General features: G+C 37.9%; 20 protein-coding genes and 1 pseudogene. 13 read left to right on the top strand and 8 right to left on the bottom strand.

Going from position 1 to position 18,841, the window contains the following annotated elements:
• Positions 1–15: 15 nt before the first annotated feature.
• A complete protein-coding gene (locus QF044_RS08340; RefSeq protein ID WP_307265847.1) occupies positions 16–864 on the bottom strand; it encodes an AraC family transcriptional regulator in 849 nt (282 codons plus the stop codon).
• Positions 865–954: 90 nt separating this feature from the next.
• On the opposite strand from QF044_RS08340, the gene QF044_RS08335 reads away from it, so the two are divergent.
• From QF044_RS08335 to QF044_RS08320, 4 genes are all read left to right on the top strand, one after another.
• Positions 955–1,563 carry a polysaccharide deacetylase family protein gene (locus QF044_RS08335; RefSeq protein WP_307265845.1) on the top strand — a complete coding sequence of 203 codons (609 nt, stop codon included), beginning with the start codon at positions 955–957 and terminating at the stop codon, positions 1,561–1,563.
• Between the two features lie 50 nt (positions 1,564–1,613).
• Positions 1,614–1,826 carry a hypothetical protein gene (locus QF044_RS08330; protein WP_307265843.1) on the top strand — a complete coding sequence of 71 codons (213 nt, stop codon included), beginning with the start codon at positions 1,614–1,616 and terminating at the stop codon, positions 1,824–1,826.
• 222 nt (positions 1,827–2,048) lie between these two features.
• The gene (locus QF044_RS08325) at positions 2,049–2,456 is read left to right on the top strand and encodes a DoxX family protein (RefSeq protein ID WP_307265842.1); all 408 of its coding nucleotides are present in this window, start codon (positions 2,049–2,051) and stop codon (positions 2,454–2,456) included.
• Positions 2,457–2,658: 202 nt separating this feature from the next.
• On the top strand, positions 2,659–2,826 hold the full coding sequence (locus QF044_RS08320) for a lmo0937 family membrane protein (protein WP_307265841.1): 168 nt from the start codon (positions 2,659–2,661) through the stop codon (positions 2,824–2,826).
• 89 nt (positions 2,827–2,915) lie between these two features.
• On the opposite strand, the gene QF044_RS08315 is transcribed toward QF044_RS08320, so the two are convergent.
• Both QF044_RS08315 and QF044_RS08310 read right to left on the bottom strand, forming a co-directional pair.
• Complete coding sequence (locus QF044_RS08315) at positions 2,916–3,416, bottom strand: TlpA disulfide reductase family protein (protein WP_307265839.1); 501 nt, start codon at positions 3,414–3,416, stop codon at positions 2,916–2,918.
• A gap of 1 nt (position 3,417) precedes the next feature.
• A complete protein-coding gene (locus QF044_RS08310) occupies positions 3,418–3,852 on the bottom strand; it encodes a rhodanese-like domain-containing protein (RefSeq protein ID WP_307265838.1) in 435 nt (144 codons plus the stop codon).
• Between the two features lie 135 nt (positions 3,853–3,987).
• Between QF044_RS08310 and QF044_RS08305 the strand changes: the two genes are divergently transcribed.
• Positions 3,988–5,646: an FAD-binding dehydrogenase gene (locus QF044_RS08305; protein WP_307265836.1), complete on the top strand. Its 1,659-nt coding sequence runs from the start codon at positions 3,988–3,990 to the stop codon at positions 5,644–5,646.
• Between the two features lie 25 nt (positions 5,647–5,671).
• A pseudogene (locus tag QF044_RS08300) lies at positions 5,672–6,474 on the top strand (SDR family oxidoreductase).
• A 215-nt stretch (positions 6,475–6,689) separates the two neighbouring features.
• Here the strand turns inward: QF044_RS08300 and QF044_RS08295 are convergent.
• The gene (locus tag QF044_RS08295) at positions 6,690–7,682 is read right to left on the bottom strand and encodes an aldo/keto reductase (RefSeq protein WP_307265835.1); all 993 of its coding nucleotides are present in this window, start codon (positions 7,680–7,682) and stop codon (positions 6,690–6,692) included.
• 170 nt (positions 7,683–7,852) lie between these two features.
• On the opposite strand from QF044_RS08295, the gene QF044_RS08290 reads away from it, so the two are divergent.
• The 5 genes from QF044_RS08290 (at position 7,853) to QF044_RS08270 (ending at position 12,291) form a co-directional block, all read left to right on the top strand.
• Positions 7,853–9,124, top strand: a complete 1,272-nt coding sequence (locus QF044_RS08290; protein ID WP_307265834.1) for an NAD(P)/FAD-dependent oxidoreductase — start codon at positions 7,853–7,855, stop codon at positions 9,122–9,124.
• A gap of 37 nt (positions 9,125–9,161) precedes the next feature.
• On the top strand, positions 9,162–9,902 hold the full coding sequence (locus QF044_RS08285) for an SDR family oxidoreductase (RefSeq protein ID WP_307265833.1): 741 nt from the start codon (positions 9,162–9,164) through the stop codon (positions 9,900–9,902).
• A 13-nt stretch (positions 9,903–9,915) separates the two neighbouring features.
• The gene (locus QF044_RS08280) at positions 9,916–10,158 is read left to right on the top strand and encodes a hypothetical protein (RefSeq protein ID WP_307265831.1); all 243 of its coding nucleotides are present in this window, start codon (positions 9,916–9,918) and stop codon (positions 10,156–10,158) included.
• A 284-nt stretch (positions 10,159–10,442) separates the two neighbouring features.
• On the top strand, positions 10,443–11,867 hold the full coding sequence (locus tag QF044_RS08275) for a chloride channel protein (protein ID WP_307265830.1): 1,425 nt from the start codon (positions 10,443–10,445) through the stop codon (positions 11,865–11,867).
• A complete protein-coding gene (locus tag QF044_RS08270) occupies positions 11,845–12,291 on the top strand; it encodes a CBS domain-containing protein (protein ID WP_307265829.1) in 447 nt (148 codons plus the stop codon). The genes QF044_RS08275 and QF044_RS08270 overlap by 23 nt, the downstream gene beginning before the upstream one ends.
• Before the next feature lie 149 nt (positions 12,292–12,440).
• On the opposite strand, the gene QF044_RS08265 is transcribed toward QF044_RS08270, so the two are convergent.
• From QF044_RS08265 to QF044_RS08255, 3 genes are all read right to left on the bottom strand, one after another.
• A complete protein-coding gene (locus QF044_RS08265) occupies positions 12,441–13,385 on the bottom strand; it encodes an aldo/keto reductase (protein ID WP_307265828.1) in 945 nt (314 codons plus the stop codon).
• 197 nt (positions 13,386–13,582) lie between these two features.
• Positions 13,583–15,385, bottom strand: coding sequence for a hypothetical protein (locus QF044_RS08260; protein WP_307265827.1), 1,803 nt, complete (start codon positions 15,383–15,385; stop codon positions 13,583–13,585).
• A 228-nt stretch (positions 15,386–15,613) separates the two neighbouring features.
• Complete coding sequence (locus tag QF044_RS08255) at positions 15,614–16,222, bottom strand: hypothetical protein (RefSeq protein ID WP_307265825.1); 609 nt, start codon at positions 16,220–16,222, stop codon at positions 15,614–15,616.
• A 340-nt stretch (positions 16,223–16,562) separates the two neighbouring features.
• Here QF044_RS08255 and QF044_RS08250 point away from each other — a divergent pair, with 340 nt between their 5' ends.
• A complete protein-coding gene (locus QF044_RS08250; protein WP_307265824.1) occupies positions 16,563–17,168 on the top strand; it encodes a Crp/Fnr family transcriptional regulator in 606 nt (201 codons plus the stop codon).
• Positions 17,169–17,615: 447 nt separating this feature from the next.
• A complete protein-coding gene (locus tag QF044_RS08245; RefSeq protein ID WP_034725582.1) occupies positions 17,616–17,960 on the top strand; it encodes a mannan-binding lectin in 345 nt (114 codons plus the stop codon).
• A gap of 61 nt (positions 17,961–18,021) precedes the next feature.
• Here QF044_RS08245 and QF044_RS08240 read toward each other — a convergent pair whose 3' ends face one another.
• Entirely contained in the window at positions 18,022–18,798 is a 777-nt protein-coding gene (locus QF044_RS08240; protein WP_307265822.1) for an AraC family transcriptional regulator, read from the bottom strand.
• Positions 18,799–18,841 lie beyond the last annotated feature (43 nt).

The following is an 18,841-nucleotide window of genomic DNA, read 5'->3' as shown; positions in this document are numbered from 1 at the left end:
AGGAATAATAAAAGATCAGACCGTCTGCTCATTTTTCCTGAATTCTGAAGGAGATCTATTTTTATAGCTTTTGAATATTTTATTAAAATGGCTCGCATCACTGAACCCCAGCTGATCTGCAATTTCATTGATGTTGTAACGGCTCTGCTGCAAAAGCTTTTCAGCAGTTTTTATCTTCTGCTGCATCACATGCTGCTGTATAGAAAATCCTGTCTGTTTTTTGATATAAATACTGATATAATTAGGAGAAAGCATAAATTCTTTAGCAAGATGACTGATTCTCATTTTCCTCGGATCCATTGCATTAACATTGATATAATACAGAATCTTTTCAGTTGAATTCAATCCTTTTGATATCTGTTCTTTCCCTTTACCTATGTTGTTTCTGATCACAATCGTCATTATCGCTGAAAAAAGATCTGATGATACTTCCTTGTTGTAAAGGCCTTTGCTGTCAAACTCTTGAAGAAGAATTTTAGCAAGCAGCAGAAGATGTTCCCTGTCCGTTTTATTTCTTATTGCGGATTCATAGACAAAAGACCGGTCTTCTATAAGCAACTGTATCATTTTGCTTACTTCATCTTTTTTACCAGCCAGCAGGTTGCTCCATACATACTGTTCTGTAAATTTTATATAAATGAATCTGGTCCTGTTCCGGATAGAAAATTCGTGGGCATCACTTGGCCTGAGTAGGAAAACATCACCTTTTTTATAGGTGAAACTGACCCCGTTAAGATGATGCATTCCTCTTCCGCTTTCTATAACAATCAGCTCGTAGAAATTATGATTGTGGTACTCGATGTCCCAGATTTCTTTTTCAATACTGAAAACATTGAACGAACTGAAATTAACAATACGCTTCACTTAGAATGGATTTTTACAAATTTAAGATAAATTTTTACAACAATAGTCAACGGGTTATTAAACAATTTTGCAGAACAAAACCCAATTAAAATGACATATTTAAAACAATCCGCATTTCTGGTGGTATCAGTGTTATTTCTTACTTCCTTTCTGGACCATAAAAGTAAAGACCTGAGTGAGAAGACCGCAGAAGCCAAAAATACTTCAAAAAAATACTGGCCGAACGGAGCCCAGCTTGTTATCTCTGTATCTATGCAGTTTGAAACTGGCGGTCAGCCGGAAGGTGCAGAAAGCCCTTTCAGTGGGACCCCTCTTCCCAAAGGTCAGCCGGATCTGCCGGCAGAAAGCTGGTACCGTTATGGCGCTAATGAAGGAATTTACCGCATGCTTGATCTTTGGAAAAAGTATGATATAAAAGTGACTTCCCATGTGGTAGGAACTGCTGCTGAAAAATACCCCGAAGTAGCAAAAGCCATTGCAGCCGGGGGACATGAGGTTGCATCTCACGGCATCTCATGGGATAATCAATGGAATAAAAGCTATGAAGAAGAGCTACGCTTTGTAAAAGAAGGAGTGAATGCTGTAGAAAAAATAACGGGACAGAAAGCTGTAGGCTATAACTGCAACTGGCTAAGAAGAAGTCCTAATACCCTGAAAGTTTTGCAGGAGCTAGGTTTCTTTACCATATCGATGACCTGAGCCGTGATGAACCTTTCATTACCAAAGTAAAAGGCAAAAACTTTGTGGTGATGCCTTACACCCTTCGCAACAATGACATTGTTAATATTGAAGGTAAAAACTGGAGCCCGGATCAGTTTCTGGCACAGCTGAAATTTGAATTTGACAGGCTGTATGAAGAAGGGGCTTCAAAAAGGAGAATGATGAGCATCAGTTTTCATGACAGGATCGGCGGGACACCGGCAATGGTTCATGTTATGGAAGAGTTCATTAAATACACCTGAGAAAAAAAAGGAGTGGTTTTCATGCGTAAAGATGATATTGCAAAAATGGTGATGAATGATCCTTCCACACCCATAGATAACAGCGAAGAAAAATACAATCACTAAAAATAGGTTTTGGAAGGAATTAGCTATAATAGTCTGTTGTTCAATAGGATAAATTAACTGCTAAATTAATAATTCCATTCATCATTATTTCAAAAATAAACTTAAAATATATACATTATGAATAATAACATTGCCTATTTCGTTCTCCGTCTGTCCATGGGCGTTAATCTTCTGGGGCATGGTCTTGCCAGGATTCCCAAACTCTCTGTCTTTGCGGAAGGAATGACGAAGGGCTTTGAAAAAAGCTGGCTTCCGGAACCATTTGTACAGACTTTCAGTACAACACTCCCCTTTCTGGAATTCATTATCGGAGCAATGCTTGTTGCCGGTTTCAAAACCCGTATCGCTAATATTGCAGGAGCTGTACTTATTATTATGTTGCTTTTCGGAAGCAGTACTGTGGAGAACTGGGAAGTAATGGGAATACAGATGATCTATGCCATATTTTTTTATATCCTGATCACTAAAATAGATGATAACTGCTATTCTTTAGACAAAAAAATAATTGATAAAAATGATGATTAGATATTTTCATATCCTTTTGATACTCCTTTATGATGCTTTATCCATAGTAGGTTCAAGGATTAATAAATTTCAGATTTAGATTATAATTTGTTTATTGATAAAAAAGTATAGATACCACATTTTGACTATTGAAGGTCATTTATTTCCATAAAGGCATGGATTATGTATTAAACTATGGAAATAACATTAAAAATTTAAAGTCATGAGAAATTTATTATGGTTAGTAGCCGTCATTTGCATCGTCGTTTGGCTTCTGGGAATGTTAGGAGTTATACCGGGAATAAGTACTGGATATTTAGTACATGTTCTTTTGGTCATTGCCATTATTGTCGTACTTTACAACATTATCTCCGGCAAAAAGCCTCTTTAAGGAGAACAATATTTTACTTGGATATTAAATAAAAAACAGGCCGAAAATGAATTTTCCGGCCTGTTTTTATGTTGTTTTAAACTTGTATGCTATTTCAAATAAGCAGTAAGAAAGTTCACCAGGTCTGTCCCATGCAGATTCTTGGCAATAATTTTCCCCTGGCTGTCTATAATAACATTGAAAGGAAGTTCTTCAATCTCGTAAGCCTTTGCAACAGGGCTTTTCCAGAATTTCAAATCGCTTACCTGTGTCCAGCTGATCCCAAAACGGTCTATGGCTTTCTCCCAGCTTTCTTTATTTTTATCAAGGGAAACTCCCAGGATTTCAAATTCCTGTTTCTTCACCCTATCCGAGAATGTATTGTAAAGGTTTTTAAGTTCAGGCTGCTCACCAACGCAAGGAGCGCACCAGGTTGCCCAGAAATCAATCAACACCAATCGTCCTTTTAATGATGAAAGAGAGAACGAACTTCCGTCTGTTTTTGACAGTACAATTTCAGGAGCCTGCTGTCCAATTTCTATTTTTTTCTGTTGTGCAGTAACAGTTGCTGTAAAAAGCAATACCCAAAAAATGCTAAGAATAGTTTTCATATTAATCATTTGTAGGATAATCTTTATCCAGCCAGTCTACTTTAATGTTCTTTGGCAGGTTGAGAAGCTTTGCATTTTTGAAACCCAATTCCTGTAATAAATTGAATGCAGGACGAATGTTGGGACATTTTACAAACGGGCAGCAACCACAGTAAATGACAATTTCCTTTTCTTTTGGAATGTTTTTAAGATAATTTCTGAGTTTTTCAAGGTTTTCTGGCTCATGTGTAGGACCAATGTCTACAGAACCCTTAATAATAGCCTCCGGTCCTACAGAAATAATGACGATATCTTTTGTCTCGTTTTTTACAATTTTTGCAGCTAAAACAGCTGGATTCATCAATTGATTTTCGTTCCAGGGATCCTGCTTCTGCTGTGCAGAAATTTTTCCGAACATAGAGCAGACCAGGCATGTCATCATAAACAAATATCTCATTCTTCTATTTTTTTAACAAAGATATGAATTTAGCCATAAGCTTATGATCTGCATAATTTTAAAATGTTTTAACTGATCTGAGTGTAAATATTTTATATATTTATTGTAGGTATATAAACAAAAGTAAATCATATAATGGAAAAAGAATTCCAGCCCAACGCGGTTATTATAGGTGCCGGATTAGCAGGACTCACTGCTGCCATGGAAATGACCAATGCCGGAAAAAAAGTCCTTTTAATAGATCAGGAAACTGAACAGAATATAGGAGGACAGGCATTTTGGTCATTTGGAGGCCTTTTTCTGATTAATTCGCCCCAACAGCGCAGAATGGGGATTAAAGATTCTTATGAATTGGCTCTTCAGGACTGGAAAGGGACTGCCGGATTTGACCGCAAAGAAGATTACTGGCCCCGGAAATGGGCGGAAGCTTACCTGAAATTTGCTGCCTATGAGAAGTACAGTTACATCTCTAAACTTGGGATCAAACTGATGTTTATGGTGGGTTGGGCAGAACGTGGCGATGGATCTGCAACAGGCCATGGAAATTCTGTACCCAGATTTCACGTCAGCTGGGGAACCGGTACAGGAGTTGTGAAACCTTTTGTAGATAAAGCTTATGAAGCTCAAAAGAAAGGGCTGCTTCAGATGAAATTCAGGCACAGAGTTACAGAATTGATCATGGAAAATGGTAAAATAAAAGGCCTTAAAGGCGATGTTTTGGAAGATGATGATAAAGAAAGAGGAGCTGCTACCAATAGAAATGTAGTTTCCCAGTTTGAATATCACGTTCCTCACATCATCATTGCGTCAGGAGGTATAGGTGCGAATCATGAACTGGTAAAGAGAAACTGGCCGGAAAGATTAGGCCGTGCCCCGGAAAATATGGTCTGCGGCGTACCGGCTTATGTGGATGGCAAAATGATAGGTATTTCAGAAAATGCGGGTGCTCACATTATTAATCCGGACAGGATGTGGCATTATACAGAGGGAATTCAAAACTGGAACCCGATATGGCCGAAACACGGTATCAGGATACTTCCGGGACCGTCTTCGCTGTGGTTTGATGCTAAAGGTAAACGTCTCCCCGCTCCTTTCCTTCCCGGATTTGATACTCTGGGGACACTGAAATACATACAGGATACAGGTTATTCCTATTCATGGTTTATATTAACGCAAAAGATCATCAAAAAAGAATTTGCCCTTTCAGGATCCGAGCAAAACCCGGATATTACCAATAAAGACTATGCTCTTTTTTTAAGCAGGATCTTCGGAAAAAAAGCGCCTGGGCCCGTGGAAGCTTTTAAGGAACATGGGAAGGATTTTATTGTGTCTGATCATCTTGAGGATCTGGTAAAAAAAATGAATGAATTATCCGGAGAGCATCTTTTGAACTATGAAAAAATAAAATCACAGATTGAAGCCAGGGACAGGGAACTTGATAATAAATTTTCGAAAGATACCCAGGTAAATTATATACGGAATACAAGGAATTATTTAGGTGACAAATTAGGACGTGTAGCCGCACCGCACAAAATACTGGATCCTAAGAACGGGCCTCTGATCGCCGTACGTCTTCATATTCTTACACGCAAAACTTTGGGAGGCATCAAAACAAATCTTAACGGGCAGGTTTTAAGGGAAGATGACAGCATTATAGAAGGATTGTATGCAGCAGGAGAAGCTGCAGGATTTGGAGGCGGAGGCATGCATGGCTACCGTGCATTGGAAGGAACATTTCTGGGAGGATGTATTTTTTCAGGTATGAAAGCCGGACAATACATTGCAGGACTTTAATAAGAAATTAAATTTCAAATAGAAAATGAATACTTATTTTAACAATAAAGTGATCTGGATTACCGGGGCTTCATCAGGAATTGGGGAAGCACTGGTTAAGGTTTTGGCAGCTAAAAGCAGTGCCCGGATCATTCTTTCGTCCAGACATAAAGAACAGCTGTATGCTGTTGCTGAAAAAGCCGGGCTTGATACCAGCCGTTTTGCAGTACTGCCTTTAGATCTTGCCGACTATAAAGAAATGCCAGATAAGGCAGCAGAGGCAGTATCAAAATTCGGAAGGGTTGATATTCTGATCAATAACGCAGGCCTGTCTCAGCGTTCTCTGGCTATGGAGACTGATATAGAGGTTGACAAGCGCATTATGGATATTAATTATATAGGAACCGCTGCACTTACCAAAGCTGTTCTTCCTTATATGATCGGGAATGGAAACGGACATATCGCTGTAGTCTCAAGCCTTATGGGAATTTTCGGAGCCCCGATGGGAAGTGGCTATGCAGCAGCAAAACATGCTCTTCACGGTTTTTTCGACTCGCTCAGGGCTGAATTATTTGATAAGCAAATTTTAGTAACGATCATCTGTCCCGGGTTTATTCAGACCAATATTTCTATCAATGCCGTTACCGGAGACGGTTCACTGCAAGGAACAATGGATGATGCCACAAATAAAGGAATGCCGACAGATGTTTTTGCCAAAAAAATGCTTCAAGCCATAGAAAAGAAAAAGAATCAAGTTTCCATTGGCGGCAGAGAAGTGATGGGACTTATCTTAAGCGTTTCTTTCCTTCGCTCTTGGCTAAGGTTGTCCGTAAGGCTAAAGTCGTCTGATTTGATATCAAATAACCTCTCATCATGAGAGGTTATTTAGGAAGGATTAACAAGTTAAATAAATATGTTATTAATTGATTTTCAGATTTAAATAGCTTTTATATAGAGAAGAGCTTTCATCTGCCGTAAAACTCTAAAACAATTTCTGTTTTTCACAGTCAAGCTCAATCATCCGATATTGGGCAGCCTGTTTTACTTCTTTCACTCAATTATTGCTACTGATTGGGAACCTGTGCTTTTTCATAGATCAGTCCTTCAGCTTTCAATTCGTTCCAGAAATCTCCAGGAATTGCGGCTTTCAGTCCATCTGCATTATCTTTTACCTGTTCCGGCTTGCTGGCTCCGGGAATAATGGACGAAAATTCATCCGCAGCAAGAACAAATTGAAGGGCAGCATGCACAATATCTGTACTGTATTTCTTTGCAATGTCAGCAATTTTTTCACGTTTTTCATGCATCCCTTTGGGGATCAACTCTTTATAATTGTATCGTTCCCTTCCTGCAATATATCCCGAATTGTATCCTGCACCTGAAACCAGTTTTACACCAGCTTTCTTTACCGCAGGAAGAAGTCTGTCAACTGCATCTTCATGTTCCAGAATCGAATATTGTGTTGCAGAAAGACATATATCAGGGTCTGCGGCTTCAATACAGTCCAGAATAGGCTCTATTTTATTCACACCCATTCCCCAAGCTTTAATTACTCCCTGATCACGGAGCTCGGAAAGAACCTTGAATGCACCTTTTTTTGCCTGCTCCAGAAAATACGGATACCTGTCTCCTACCTGATCCTCTGACAAGTCATGAATGTAAACAATGTCTATGTGATTCAGTCCGGTTCTCTGAAGACTATCTGCAATGGATTTTTTTATTGCATCAGCAGTATAATCATGTCTAAAATCATAATTCAGAGGTTTTTTCCACATTGTAGGTGGAACTTCAGATTCCGGAACTTCTGTAAAAAGTCTTCCTACTTTTGTAGAAAAAACAAAATCATTTCTGTCTTTATCTTTAAGGAATTCTCCAAACCTCCTTTCACTTTTTGTAAGCCCGTACCAAGGTGATGTATCGTAATATCTGATGTCCTGATCCCAGGCAGCCTGCAAAATTGATTGCGCTTCTTCATCAGTAATATTTTCAAATGCTGTTCCAATGGCTACACCTCCTATTCCCAGCTTGTGCTTTTCTGTTAAAATGTGTGTTTTCATAAGATTGTATTTAAGTGTTGGTGATCAAGGTGATGCAAACATCGTGCAGACCTTTTATAAAAATGAGTTCAGTGTGTTCTTTAAAATTTTTATATTATGTTAAATTTTTACAGGGCACTTCCTTTGGTCTTGTTATTGAATGGAATACCATACACCCAATCTTATTTTATATGAAAAAGCACATCGTAATCGCAGGAGGAGGATTTGCTGGAATCAATCTTATCAAATCCCTCAGAAACGACAGCCGGTTTAAAATTACTTTGGTTGATAAAAATAATTATCATTTTTTTCCGCCACTTATTTACCAGGTTGCTACATCATTCATTGAAGCATCTAACATCAGCTATCCTTTTCGTAAATTATTTTCTAATGACAAGCATGTCAGTTTTCATATGGGAAGCCTTCTCAGAGTGATTCCCGAAACCAAAACCATAGAAACGGATACGGGAAATCTGAATTACGACTATCTGGTGCTTGCAATGGGAACAGAATCTAATTTTTTCGGAATGGAAAATGTGCAGAAATGTGCCTTACCGATGAAGAACATTGAAGAAGCGCTCTACCTGCGGAATCATATTTTGCTCACCCTTGAAGAAGCAGCCCGAAATAAAGATATAAAAGAAGCCGAAAAGCTCCAGAATATAGTGATTGCAGGTGGTGGACCAACGGGTGTAGAGCTTGCAGGAATGCTCGCAGAAATGGGGAAATACATTGCAAAAAAAGAATACCCAGAGATCAAACTTGTTCTTTCTAACCTTTATCTCATCGATGCATTGCCTTCTCTTCTTTCACCCATGAGTAAGTTGGCTCAAAAAACGGCATATGATACTTTAAAAGAACTGGGTGTTAAAATTCTCCTGAATGTTTCGGTAAAAGATTACAAAGACTGTAAAGTTTTTTTAAGCGACGGAACATCAATAGAAACAGAAACCCTTATCTGGACCTCAGGAGTAATAGGCCGCGAAGTTCCCGGACTTCCTGTCGACAGTATTGGAAAAGGACGAAGAATTCTTGTAGATGCTTACAATAAGGTAGAAAATACCCAAAACATATATGCCCTTGGTGATCTGTGCCTCATGCTTTCGGAGGAAAAATACCCTAAAGGACACCCTCAGCTTGCGCAGGTAGCCATCCAGCAGGGAAAAAACCTGGCCAAAAATTTTCAACGCATAGAAGATGAAAAGGTCCTGATCCCGTTCGAATATAATAATAAAGGAAGTATGGCAATCATTTCAAAATTCAATGCAGTAGTGGATCTTCCAAAGAGTTCTTTCAAAGGGTTTATAGCTTGGTTGACATGGCTTTTTATTCACATTATTCCTCTTGTGGGATTCAGAAGTAAGATTCAGCTTGCCTTGGATTGGTTCCGTTTATTCATCACCAACAATCCGTCCATCAGACTTATACTCTTTCCAAAACGGAATAATAACAGTTCATCATAATGCTGCCAACATACATGACCATTTTAAAAATATCAATATGAAAAATCAAAGAAAACCATACTTTTTTGGAAAGACAGTAGTGATTACAGGAGCCTCCAGCGGGGTTGGAAAAGCTACAGCTGAAGCGTTCGCAGCAGAAGGAGCAGATCTTGTCCTTGCTGCAAGAGGAGAAGAACCTTTAAACGATTGCGCAGAATTGTGCCGGAAATTCGGCGTTGAAGTGATAGCTGTACCTACTGATACTTCTATTGCAGAAGAAGTTTATCATCTTGTAGAGGAAGCTCTTAAATTTAGTGGCCGTATCGACTGCTGGATCAATAATGCAGGTGTTTTAGCTTTCGGAAAATTTGAAGAAATTCCTATTGAAGTTTCAGACCAGATCGTAAAAACCAATCTTTTGGGATATATGCATTCTGCTCATGTTGTTTTGCCTGTTTTTAAAAGACAGAAAAAAGGAATTCTGATTAATAATATTTCTATTGGTGGCTGGATGCCTGCGCCATACGGAACGGCTTATACAGCGTCAAAATTTGGAATCAGGGGTATGGTGGAAACGCTTCAGGGAGAATTGTCCGGTTATCCAGATATTCACATCTGTGCTCTTTATCCTGGTTTTCAGAAATCTACGGGGATAGATCATGCGGCTAACTATTCCGGGATTAAACTGAGTACACCTCCACCGGCTTTTGATCCCCGGGAACTGGCCGCCTCGATGGTAAAAACGGCAAAAGAATCCTCAGCAGGCCGTTTATCCGGACTGGTCGGCTGTTGTTTTTAAAAATTTATATGGAATGTTTCCGGGTGTTATCCGTTATGCTTCATCAGCAGCCTTAAGAATGATCATGAAAAGAGGTAATGAAGATGATACTTCGGGAAATATTCTGCAACCTACAGAAGTCAATATGGGAATTGATGGCAAGACATTACTTCCTGCACCTTCTAAAGTAATAAAAATAGGCACAGCTGGAATATTGGGAATATTGGCTATAGGTTTTTTGTCTTATTCTTTATTCCAAAAAAAAAGAATAATTTAAATGTCATTTTATGAAAATTGATAAGCTTTTAAATCTTTAACCTGTTATATTCTGCACTTTAAAATTTTGCTAAGGCTCTAAACAAGGGCGTTTTGCTACGTTAGAATTTTATTAAAAAAAATAATAAAAAATAAAAGAAATATTTACTGCAATTAACATTTTCAATAGCAATAAGTTACAGTAGATATAGGTCTCTTTTTGACATCCAACAGCTAAACTCTTAATAAGATATTTCATAAATTTACACTGCCGTAATAATAAGTTGCAGCATAAAAATCTTCCAGGTGAAAATTCACAATAAAAAAAAATACCTAAGCTTCCTAAAATTTAAAAGAGACTTTCAGGAATATGGATTAGAAAAAGCCCGTAGTTATGAGCTTATTCTTCATTGGCTGAACAACAGACTCAGCAGAAATCAGTTTTTGGTGCTTTCCGGAATTCTTGTAGGCTGTACAGCAGGTCTTGCGGGAGTCATTCTTAAAACATTGGTGCATACTATTCATAATTTCATTATTCATAAAGTTCATTTTGAATATCAGATTCTCTTTTATATTGTTTTTCCATTTTTAGGAATTGTGCTTACCACCAGTATTGTTCTTACTATATTCAAAGGGCAGGACAGAAAAGGAATTGGTGCTATTTTATATGAAATTGCCCAAAATTCAAGTATTGTGGCTTCGGTGAAAATGTATTCCCAGATTATTCAGAGCGCGGTGACCGTTGGTCTTGGAGGTTCTGCAGGATTGGAAAGTCCTATTGCGGTTACCGGAGCAGCCATCGGGTCCAATTATGCACAGACTTACAGGTTGAGTTATAAAGAACGTACCCTTCTTCTTGCGGCCGGAGCTACTGCAGGGATTGCTTCGGCATTCAATGCACCGATTGCTGGAATTATGTTTGCTTTTGAAATATTGCTGACGGGTGTGGTTTTCACAGACTTTATTCCTTTGGTTGTTGCCGCGGTATGTGGAAGCCTTCTGTCTAGAATTCTGCTTCAGGAAGATGTGCTTTTCAGATTTTATACGAGAGAAGCTTTTAATTATAAAAATGTCCCTTACTATCTTATATTGGGGATTGTGACCGGACTCTATGCACGTTATTTTGTAGTTATTTCTCAGAAAGTGGAACATTTTATCAAAGGGCTTAAGCTCTCAAGAATGCGTAAAGCTATGTTTGGCGGGCTTGTCCTTTCTTTGCTATGTGTTCTTTTTCCTCCTTTATTTGGTGAGGGATATGAAACGGTGAAGGCATTTACGAACGGAAATACCCATTCTATTATCAAAAACAGTTTTTTCAGATATTTTGAAATCGGAGACTGGACCATTATTATATTTTTAGTGTTGGTGTGCCTTTTAAAAGCTTTTGCAACATCTTTTACGATATTCAGCGGCGGTAACGGCGGTAATTTTGCTCCTTCCCTTTTTGCAGGTGGAACGGTGGGGTATTTGTTTGCCTTGGTTTGTCAGCATATCGGCTTTACAGATGTTCCGGTAACGAATCTTGTCCTGGTTGGAATGGCCGGGGCGATGAGTGGCGTGCTTTACGCACCTCTTACTGCCATATTTCTTATTGCCGAATCCAGTTTCGGGTATGATCTTTTTATCCCGCTGATGATTGCATCCATAATCTCTTATCTTATTGCCAAATGGTTTTCCCCTATCTCTCCGGAACTGAATTCTCTTGCTGATGAGGGTAAAAATATTTACTAATAAGCATGATAAAAATCTTCTTTTTGCATTAAGGACAGAAGATTTTATAGATCAGTATTCAGAAACTATTAGCGAGAATGCTTCTGTTACGGAACTTTTTGAACAGTTAAAAAATGGGAATAAGAATATTTTTGCAGCAACGGATGAAGCCGGAAAACTGAAAGGAATTCTTACACTGGATGATATTCGTCCTTACCTTTTCAATAAAGAAATAGATAGTGCCATGACTGTAGCTCACATTATGAAAGCTCCACCTGCCGTACTTCACCGTGAAAATAAACCGCTCGAAATTCTACAGATCTTTGATGATACCGGTGTATGGAACCTTCCGGTCACTAATGAAAATAATGATTTTGTAGGGTTTATATCAAAATCGTCTATCCTTATGAGCTATAGACAATTGTTGAAAGAATATTCTGATTAATTTTTAACGGCACAATTTTTAATGATTCGGTTTAAAAGTTTGGGAGAAATATTACCTTATTTACAATATAAAAGCGGTCTGAAAAGACCGCTTTTATATTGTAAATCCATTCAGTAACCTGAGCAGATCTTTGATGCATTTAATCTGAATTAATGACCTGCTTTATTAAGCAATTCAATATCTTCCTGATCCAAAACAAGTTTCGGGGCTTTGAATAAAGTGTCAAGCTGTGATGCACTTGTTGCACTTACAATCGGTGCTGTGATCAACGGATTGGCCAGAAGCCATGCCAAAGCAGCAGCTCCTTGAGTCGTCTGATGCTTTTCACTTACCTGATCCAAAGCTTTCAGAACAGCAAGTCCTTTATCATTAAGGTATTTCCTTACACCTTCCCCACGTTGACTTTTAGCCAGATCAGCTTCAGTACGGTATTTCCCCGTCAGGAAACCTGCGGCAAGCGACCAGTATGAAAATACACTGAGATCAAACTCTTCTACTAAAGGAGCATAGTTTTTTTCAAAATTTTCTCTTTCCAATAGATTATAATGCGGCTGCAGGGCCACATATTTGGGAAGATTATTTTTCTCCGAAGCTTCAAACGATGCTTTCAGACGTTCGGGAGAAAGGTTGGAAGCTGCAATATAACGTACTTTTCCGGCTTTGATGATCTCATCGTAAGCAGCTAACGTTTCTTCTACCGGAGTTCTGTTGTCGTCAAAATGAGTATAATAAAGATCAATATGATCGGTCTGTAGCCTCTGCAAAGATTCATCTACAGATTTTAAAATATGTTTTCTGCTGATATCGAAACTATGTTCTTTAGTCTCAGATCCAACCTTTGTGGCTAAGACTATATCTTGCCGGTTGGAACGGCTTTTCAGCCATTTTCCGATGATCTCTTCAGACTGACCGCCTTTTCCATTCACCCACCAAGAGTATGTATCGGCAGTATCTATAAAATTGAATCCCGCATCCGTAAACTGGTCCAATATATCAAAAGACTGTTTCTCATCAAGAGTCCATCCGAAAACATTCCCTCCAAAATTAATAGGTGCTACCGATAAATCCGTATTCTTTATCTTTCTTTTTTCCATACAATGAATTGTTATTAAAAATTAATGACCCTCTAAGGTAAGAAATGTCTGGAGGATTTCAGATTCAAAATAAGCATACCGCTTATAGTTATTATAAATGAAAATGCTTGTTATTACTCATTATTCTAATACGACAGGAATATAAAAGCAGCTTCCATGATGAAAGCTGCTTTATCTATCAATTTAAAAAAATACTGTTACTTTTCAACCTGAGGAACCTCAATAGCTGTGAGCATCAGTTTGTATTCCTGCAGCTGCAGGCCAATGGCTTTTAGTCCACTTTTAAAGAAACAGGATGTATTAAACAGGGTGTGGTAATATTCAATGCCCTCCAATAAGTTTTTTTTGAACGCATTCCATTTTTTGGTTTGGGAATGCGTAATCTGTATTGAAGAATTGGCAATCTCTTTTTTAAGATAATCAACATACATTTTCAGCTCATTGATAAACATATTTGGGCGCTGGTTATCGGGAAGAATATTAGTGTTTCCGTAGATATGTTTTACCATATCCGACAGTGAAACTTCTTTATCAAAGAAAGCAAGATTAGGTCCCGGGCATATCACCACTCCCTGCTTTTCTCCTTTGATTTGCAGATTGTGCTCCATGTAAGCGGCATTTACCAGTCCTACACACAGACAGGCTTTATCTGTGATTTCTGTTTTTCTTTTATTAAACTCATCAGCAGATAAAATTTCTGCCTTAAGTTCTTTTAATTTAATGTCCTGGTATTTTTTAGAAGCCGTACAGGTTCCTTGTGGAGAAAATTCTTTGCTTAATGCCAGTAATTTTTTCGGACAGGAACTTCCGTATTTTCCGGCAGCTTCTTTATACTGCTTCAGGATTTCATGGGATGTTCCTCGCACCGTATTGAAAGGTACTCCAAGAGGCGAAATATTGCTCAGGTAGAAATCCTTTTCCCTGGATTCCAGAAGCATTTTGCGGGTTACCGTATCCACAGAAGTAGCTTCAGGTACCAGCAGGAACGGAGATCCCCATCCCACACTGTCTACATTATAGTTTTCCAACAGGAAATCATGTTCTTCGGAAGTTCCTACTCCACCCTGAACGGTAATCTTCATTTCCAAAGGTTCAGAAACACTATATTTTCCTTTCTGTTCCAATGCAGCAATCATCAATGGATGGGCAGATTGGATCAGGTCATTCTTTTTTTGCTTGAATTCTTCCATAATAGGTCCAAGAAGCATTCCTTCCGTAGCAAATGCATGGCCACCACAGTTCAGTCCGGATTCTATCCTGTATTCCGAGACCCACAAGCCTTTTTTTGCCAGAAAATTTCCCTGGATCATCGCTGAACGGAAATCGCTTACTTTCAGAATAATCTTCTTTTTCAAAAAACCGTTCTGATCCGGAAAGAAATCGTCAAACTCTTCGATATAGCTGTACAAACGGGGATTCATCCCTGCAGAAAGTACCATAGAAGATGATAATTTACTTTTGGCAAAACCACGCAGAGAAGCATGGGCATCATTAAACATCACAGGAAGCTGTTCGTTCTTTTTATAGTTGTCTTTATCAACTTTAGTCATGATATTAACATCTATACTTCCCGGTCTTAAATTGGATTCAATAAAGCTTTTGATGCTTGAGCCCAGGTGATCTGTTTGGCTGACGAGATTCTGAAGCCCGCTTTTCAGAGCTGAAGTATTGGGCAGGATTGCCATAAAATTTTTTAAAGCTTCCTTGTTTTTGGTGATCTCCTCTTTGAATGATTCAAATTTTTCATTCACGATATCGTCTACCATATCAAGGTAAGCCGTAATTCTTTTGGCTCTGTAATCCTCTGTTTTGGTAGAAATTCCTAAATATTCAAGATTGAATTTCTTATTATAAAAGTCTTTCATTCTTTCCAGGATCTCATCATCAATAATGGAAATAACGGAAGAAATTCCATATTGGGCAACGCGAATCGGGCTGTCTATGGTGTAAGCCAGGCCCATCACCGGAATATGGAAATTGTGTAACGGTTTATGTGTCATTTTATTTTGATAAAAATTCTTTCGTGTAAAATGATTAAAACCTGGAAATGTTCTATTTTATCTGGTAAGAAATAGCTTTAGACCAAAATTTTAATTGACCTAAATTTATCATTTTAATATTAGCTATGCGGTAAATAGCATCCTATATTATCGGAAATATGTTAAATGTCATTTTTTTGTATCTCATTCAATGGTTTGTCATTTTATAAGACTTTTATCTTACAAAACTTATTCAAAATCCAGAAAGCCATCAGAAAGCTTTTTCCACTGAATTTTGGAGATACCCATCATTCCTCCTGCAGCAACCATCAAATTTCTGATAGTATCAATAAATCCGGCATTGAAATTGGGAGTTTCATTACGTCCGTAAACAGCCGCTTTTAAATGAGTTGATGTTCTGGATATCATAAATGTAGATGTTGCTCTATCACTGTAAAAATGAGCAATGTGTCTGCTTTTTTTATTTTGGGGGTCTCTGGATGGTCTGCAGGTCATCATAATACTTTCCGAACTATTATCTTCTTTGAAACAGATATCTGTCACCTCTACCCAATCGTAACCTTTTGCTTCTTTTTCTCCCGGTCCCGGAATGTCAATTCGCATAAAATCTCCTTTTTGGGGGATTCGTTCAGTTCCGTTTCCCTGGGAATCGTACAATTTAAAATCTGCAAATCCTTCACCACAATAGCTTTTCCATCTGCTGACAGAGAAAAAACGTTCTTGTAACATTTCAAATTTCAACTTCAGAAGTGCGGTTTCAAGGGCTTTCTGACTTTCCGTATCATGAAATCCACCTGCTTTCTGCTCTGGAACTCTTTCGATCTGTTTTGGTTTCATTTTTATAGAGTTTATACTAAGTTATGAAAACCTCAAGCTTTTATTTATGAGCAGAATCACAACATCAGGTTTAATGTAGCTATTCTACTACAAAACCTCTCAATTGAGAGGTTTAATGTTAAAATGTTATTGGAATATGGATTTCTATGCAAGGTTTAAAAATACTGAGAACGGTTGATGTATTTTATGACTGGAATCATGCTGCCATTATTTAGTATGTTTTTGTTAAAGTTTCCTTATTCTATCGTATTTTTTATAAAGTAATATTTATTTTTGAATAAATTAAAGGATGTAGCAGTAAAAACAGATTAAAAATATTACTGATAAACCTAACAGCTGGATGATGCCTATGATAATCAATGAAGAACTTTTAATTTCCTCACGAGGAGAACTGATCGATTACGTTGTGAACGATGTTATTTTTAAAGAAGGAGATCAGCCTAAATATTATTTTCAGATCAAAACCGGAACAGTGAAAATTAATAATTATCATGAAGACGGCCGCGAAATTATTCACAGTGTGCCGTTTGACGGACACTGCCTTGGAGAAAGTTCTTTATTCATTGATAAAGCTTATCCTGTTAATGCCATAGCTATGACAAGCTGTACCATCATAAGGCTGGAAAAGAATAATTTTTTGGAACTGATCTCCGATTCGCCAGAACTTCTTTTAAAACTGTACCGCTATACTTCAGAAAGAATGTATTTCAGGTATGTTATGATGAACAATATTTCCGCTTCTAATCCGGGAACTAAAATAAAACGTGTGATGGAATGCTTGAAAGCTTATAACCAATACACGATCCCATATTCTTACCAGTTCCCATTTACAAGACAGCAGCTGGCTTCCCTTACCGGTCTGTGTGTAGAAACTGTGATCAGAGTTGTCAAAAAAATGGAAAAAGAAAAAATGGTGAAAATAGAGAATGGCAAAATATTTTACTGATCAGGATTTTTATGCTGTGCAGAATTTCATGATCTTATTTATTCTTATTTTTGGCAACATTATTTCGGTGTATGCCCGTTGCAATCGAAGAAATTGCAGGAAGATGAAAGAAATGCCATATTCATAACAGACTTTATTTTAATTAGAATTAATATTTTTTTAGTATTTATGTCTATATAATGTCTTACATAATATAAATTTTACTTATATTTGGGCTTCGAAATAATTTTTTTTCATCATTTGTGTTTTTTTAAGGTCTCCTCTTCTAGGAGGCCTTTTTCATTATATGCATACGTAATTGTTTATTTTGCACATATATGGAAATATTAATGGATGACCTGTATGCTTAAGTGTAAATACGGAATAATCAATTTGGTACTTTCTACGCTTTCTTATATCTCTTTAAAGTGACAACTTTGTAATGTTAAACAATTAAAACATTACACCATGTCAAAATTCAAAATCAACATCGTTGCAGGTCCGCTTTGGAGCAACGACGAAGCACAAAAAATCGGAGGTCGCATTGCAGCGGCACATTTAGGAAAATTCACCGGACAATGGAGCACTATTGTCGAAGGTCAGATGAGCGTTATCGAAGTTGAATACGATACAGAACCATCGGGAAGTACAGAATATACAATGGACGTTTTAGCGGGACCGATCTGGAGCAACGAGGATGCGAAAGAAATCTGCCCTTCCATCTGCGCTTCTTACGGAGGTACATGGAACGGACAATGGACTACCGTTGTGGAAGGCAAAATGAGCGTTTGCGGTTGTGTATTTAAATTTTAAATATTTTTTCAGAACATGTAAGAATCTCCGGGATCACCTGGAGATTTTTTTGTTGTATGCATTACCGGGTCGTTTTTATAAAGTCTGTAGGCTTAGCCTGCATGACCGACTGGAAGCTTCTTGTAAAGGCCTGCACACTTTTATATCCCACTTGGTAGGCTGTTTCTGAAATGGTAAGGTCCCCGGAACTCAGCAGCTCCAGACTTTTAATGATCCTCAGGATCTGCTGGTATTTATTCAGGGTCATTCCTGTTTCTTTTTTAAAAATACGTTCAAGGGTCCTCAGAGAAAGAAGGGAAATTTCACTCAGCTCTTCTATTTTAATATCTTCCTGATAATGGTTGTGGAGATACCCAATCGGTTCTGCGAGTCGTTTGTCTTCAGGAAGACTGATATGAAGCTTCAGGGAATGCTCTACAAAATGGGGAAGCTCATTGAAGAGTGCTTTTAGAAAAAGCATTTCATCAGGGTTGTTTTCCAGACTTTTCGACCATCTTTCTGCATATTTTATCATTTCCTTTAAAACGGAAGGAACTGAAAAAACATGGAGCTCATGATGAAAAACACTGTTCACTTCAGCAAACATAATCATCAATTTAATTTTTTCAGAATGCGAATTAGTCTTATGCACCGCACCCGGAGGAATCCAGGCTGCATGGTTTTGTGGCAGCAGATAGATCTTTCCGTCAACTGTAATGTATTGAAAACCGCTTTCCACATAGACCAACTGACCTTTTTCGTGGCTGTGAAGAATGTCATCATGCCGCCAGTTTTCTTCAAACCAAACAAAGTAAGGCTTATTCAGACTGTCAATATCAATTACGTTGTTAGGATTCATGTCGTTTTAAGTTAAAACTTTGACAAAATTAAACAAAACAACT

Source organism: Chryseobacterium sp. W4I1, from assembly GCF_030816115.1.
GTDB lineage: Bacteria > Bacteroidota > Bacteroidia > Flavobacteriales > Weeksellaceae > Chryseobacterium.
The sequence above is the reverse complement of the archived record's forward strand: the minus strand, read 5'-3'. Positions and strand labels throughout refer to the sequence as shown.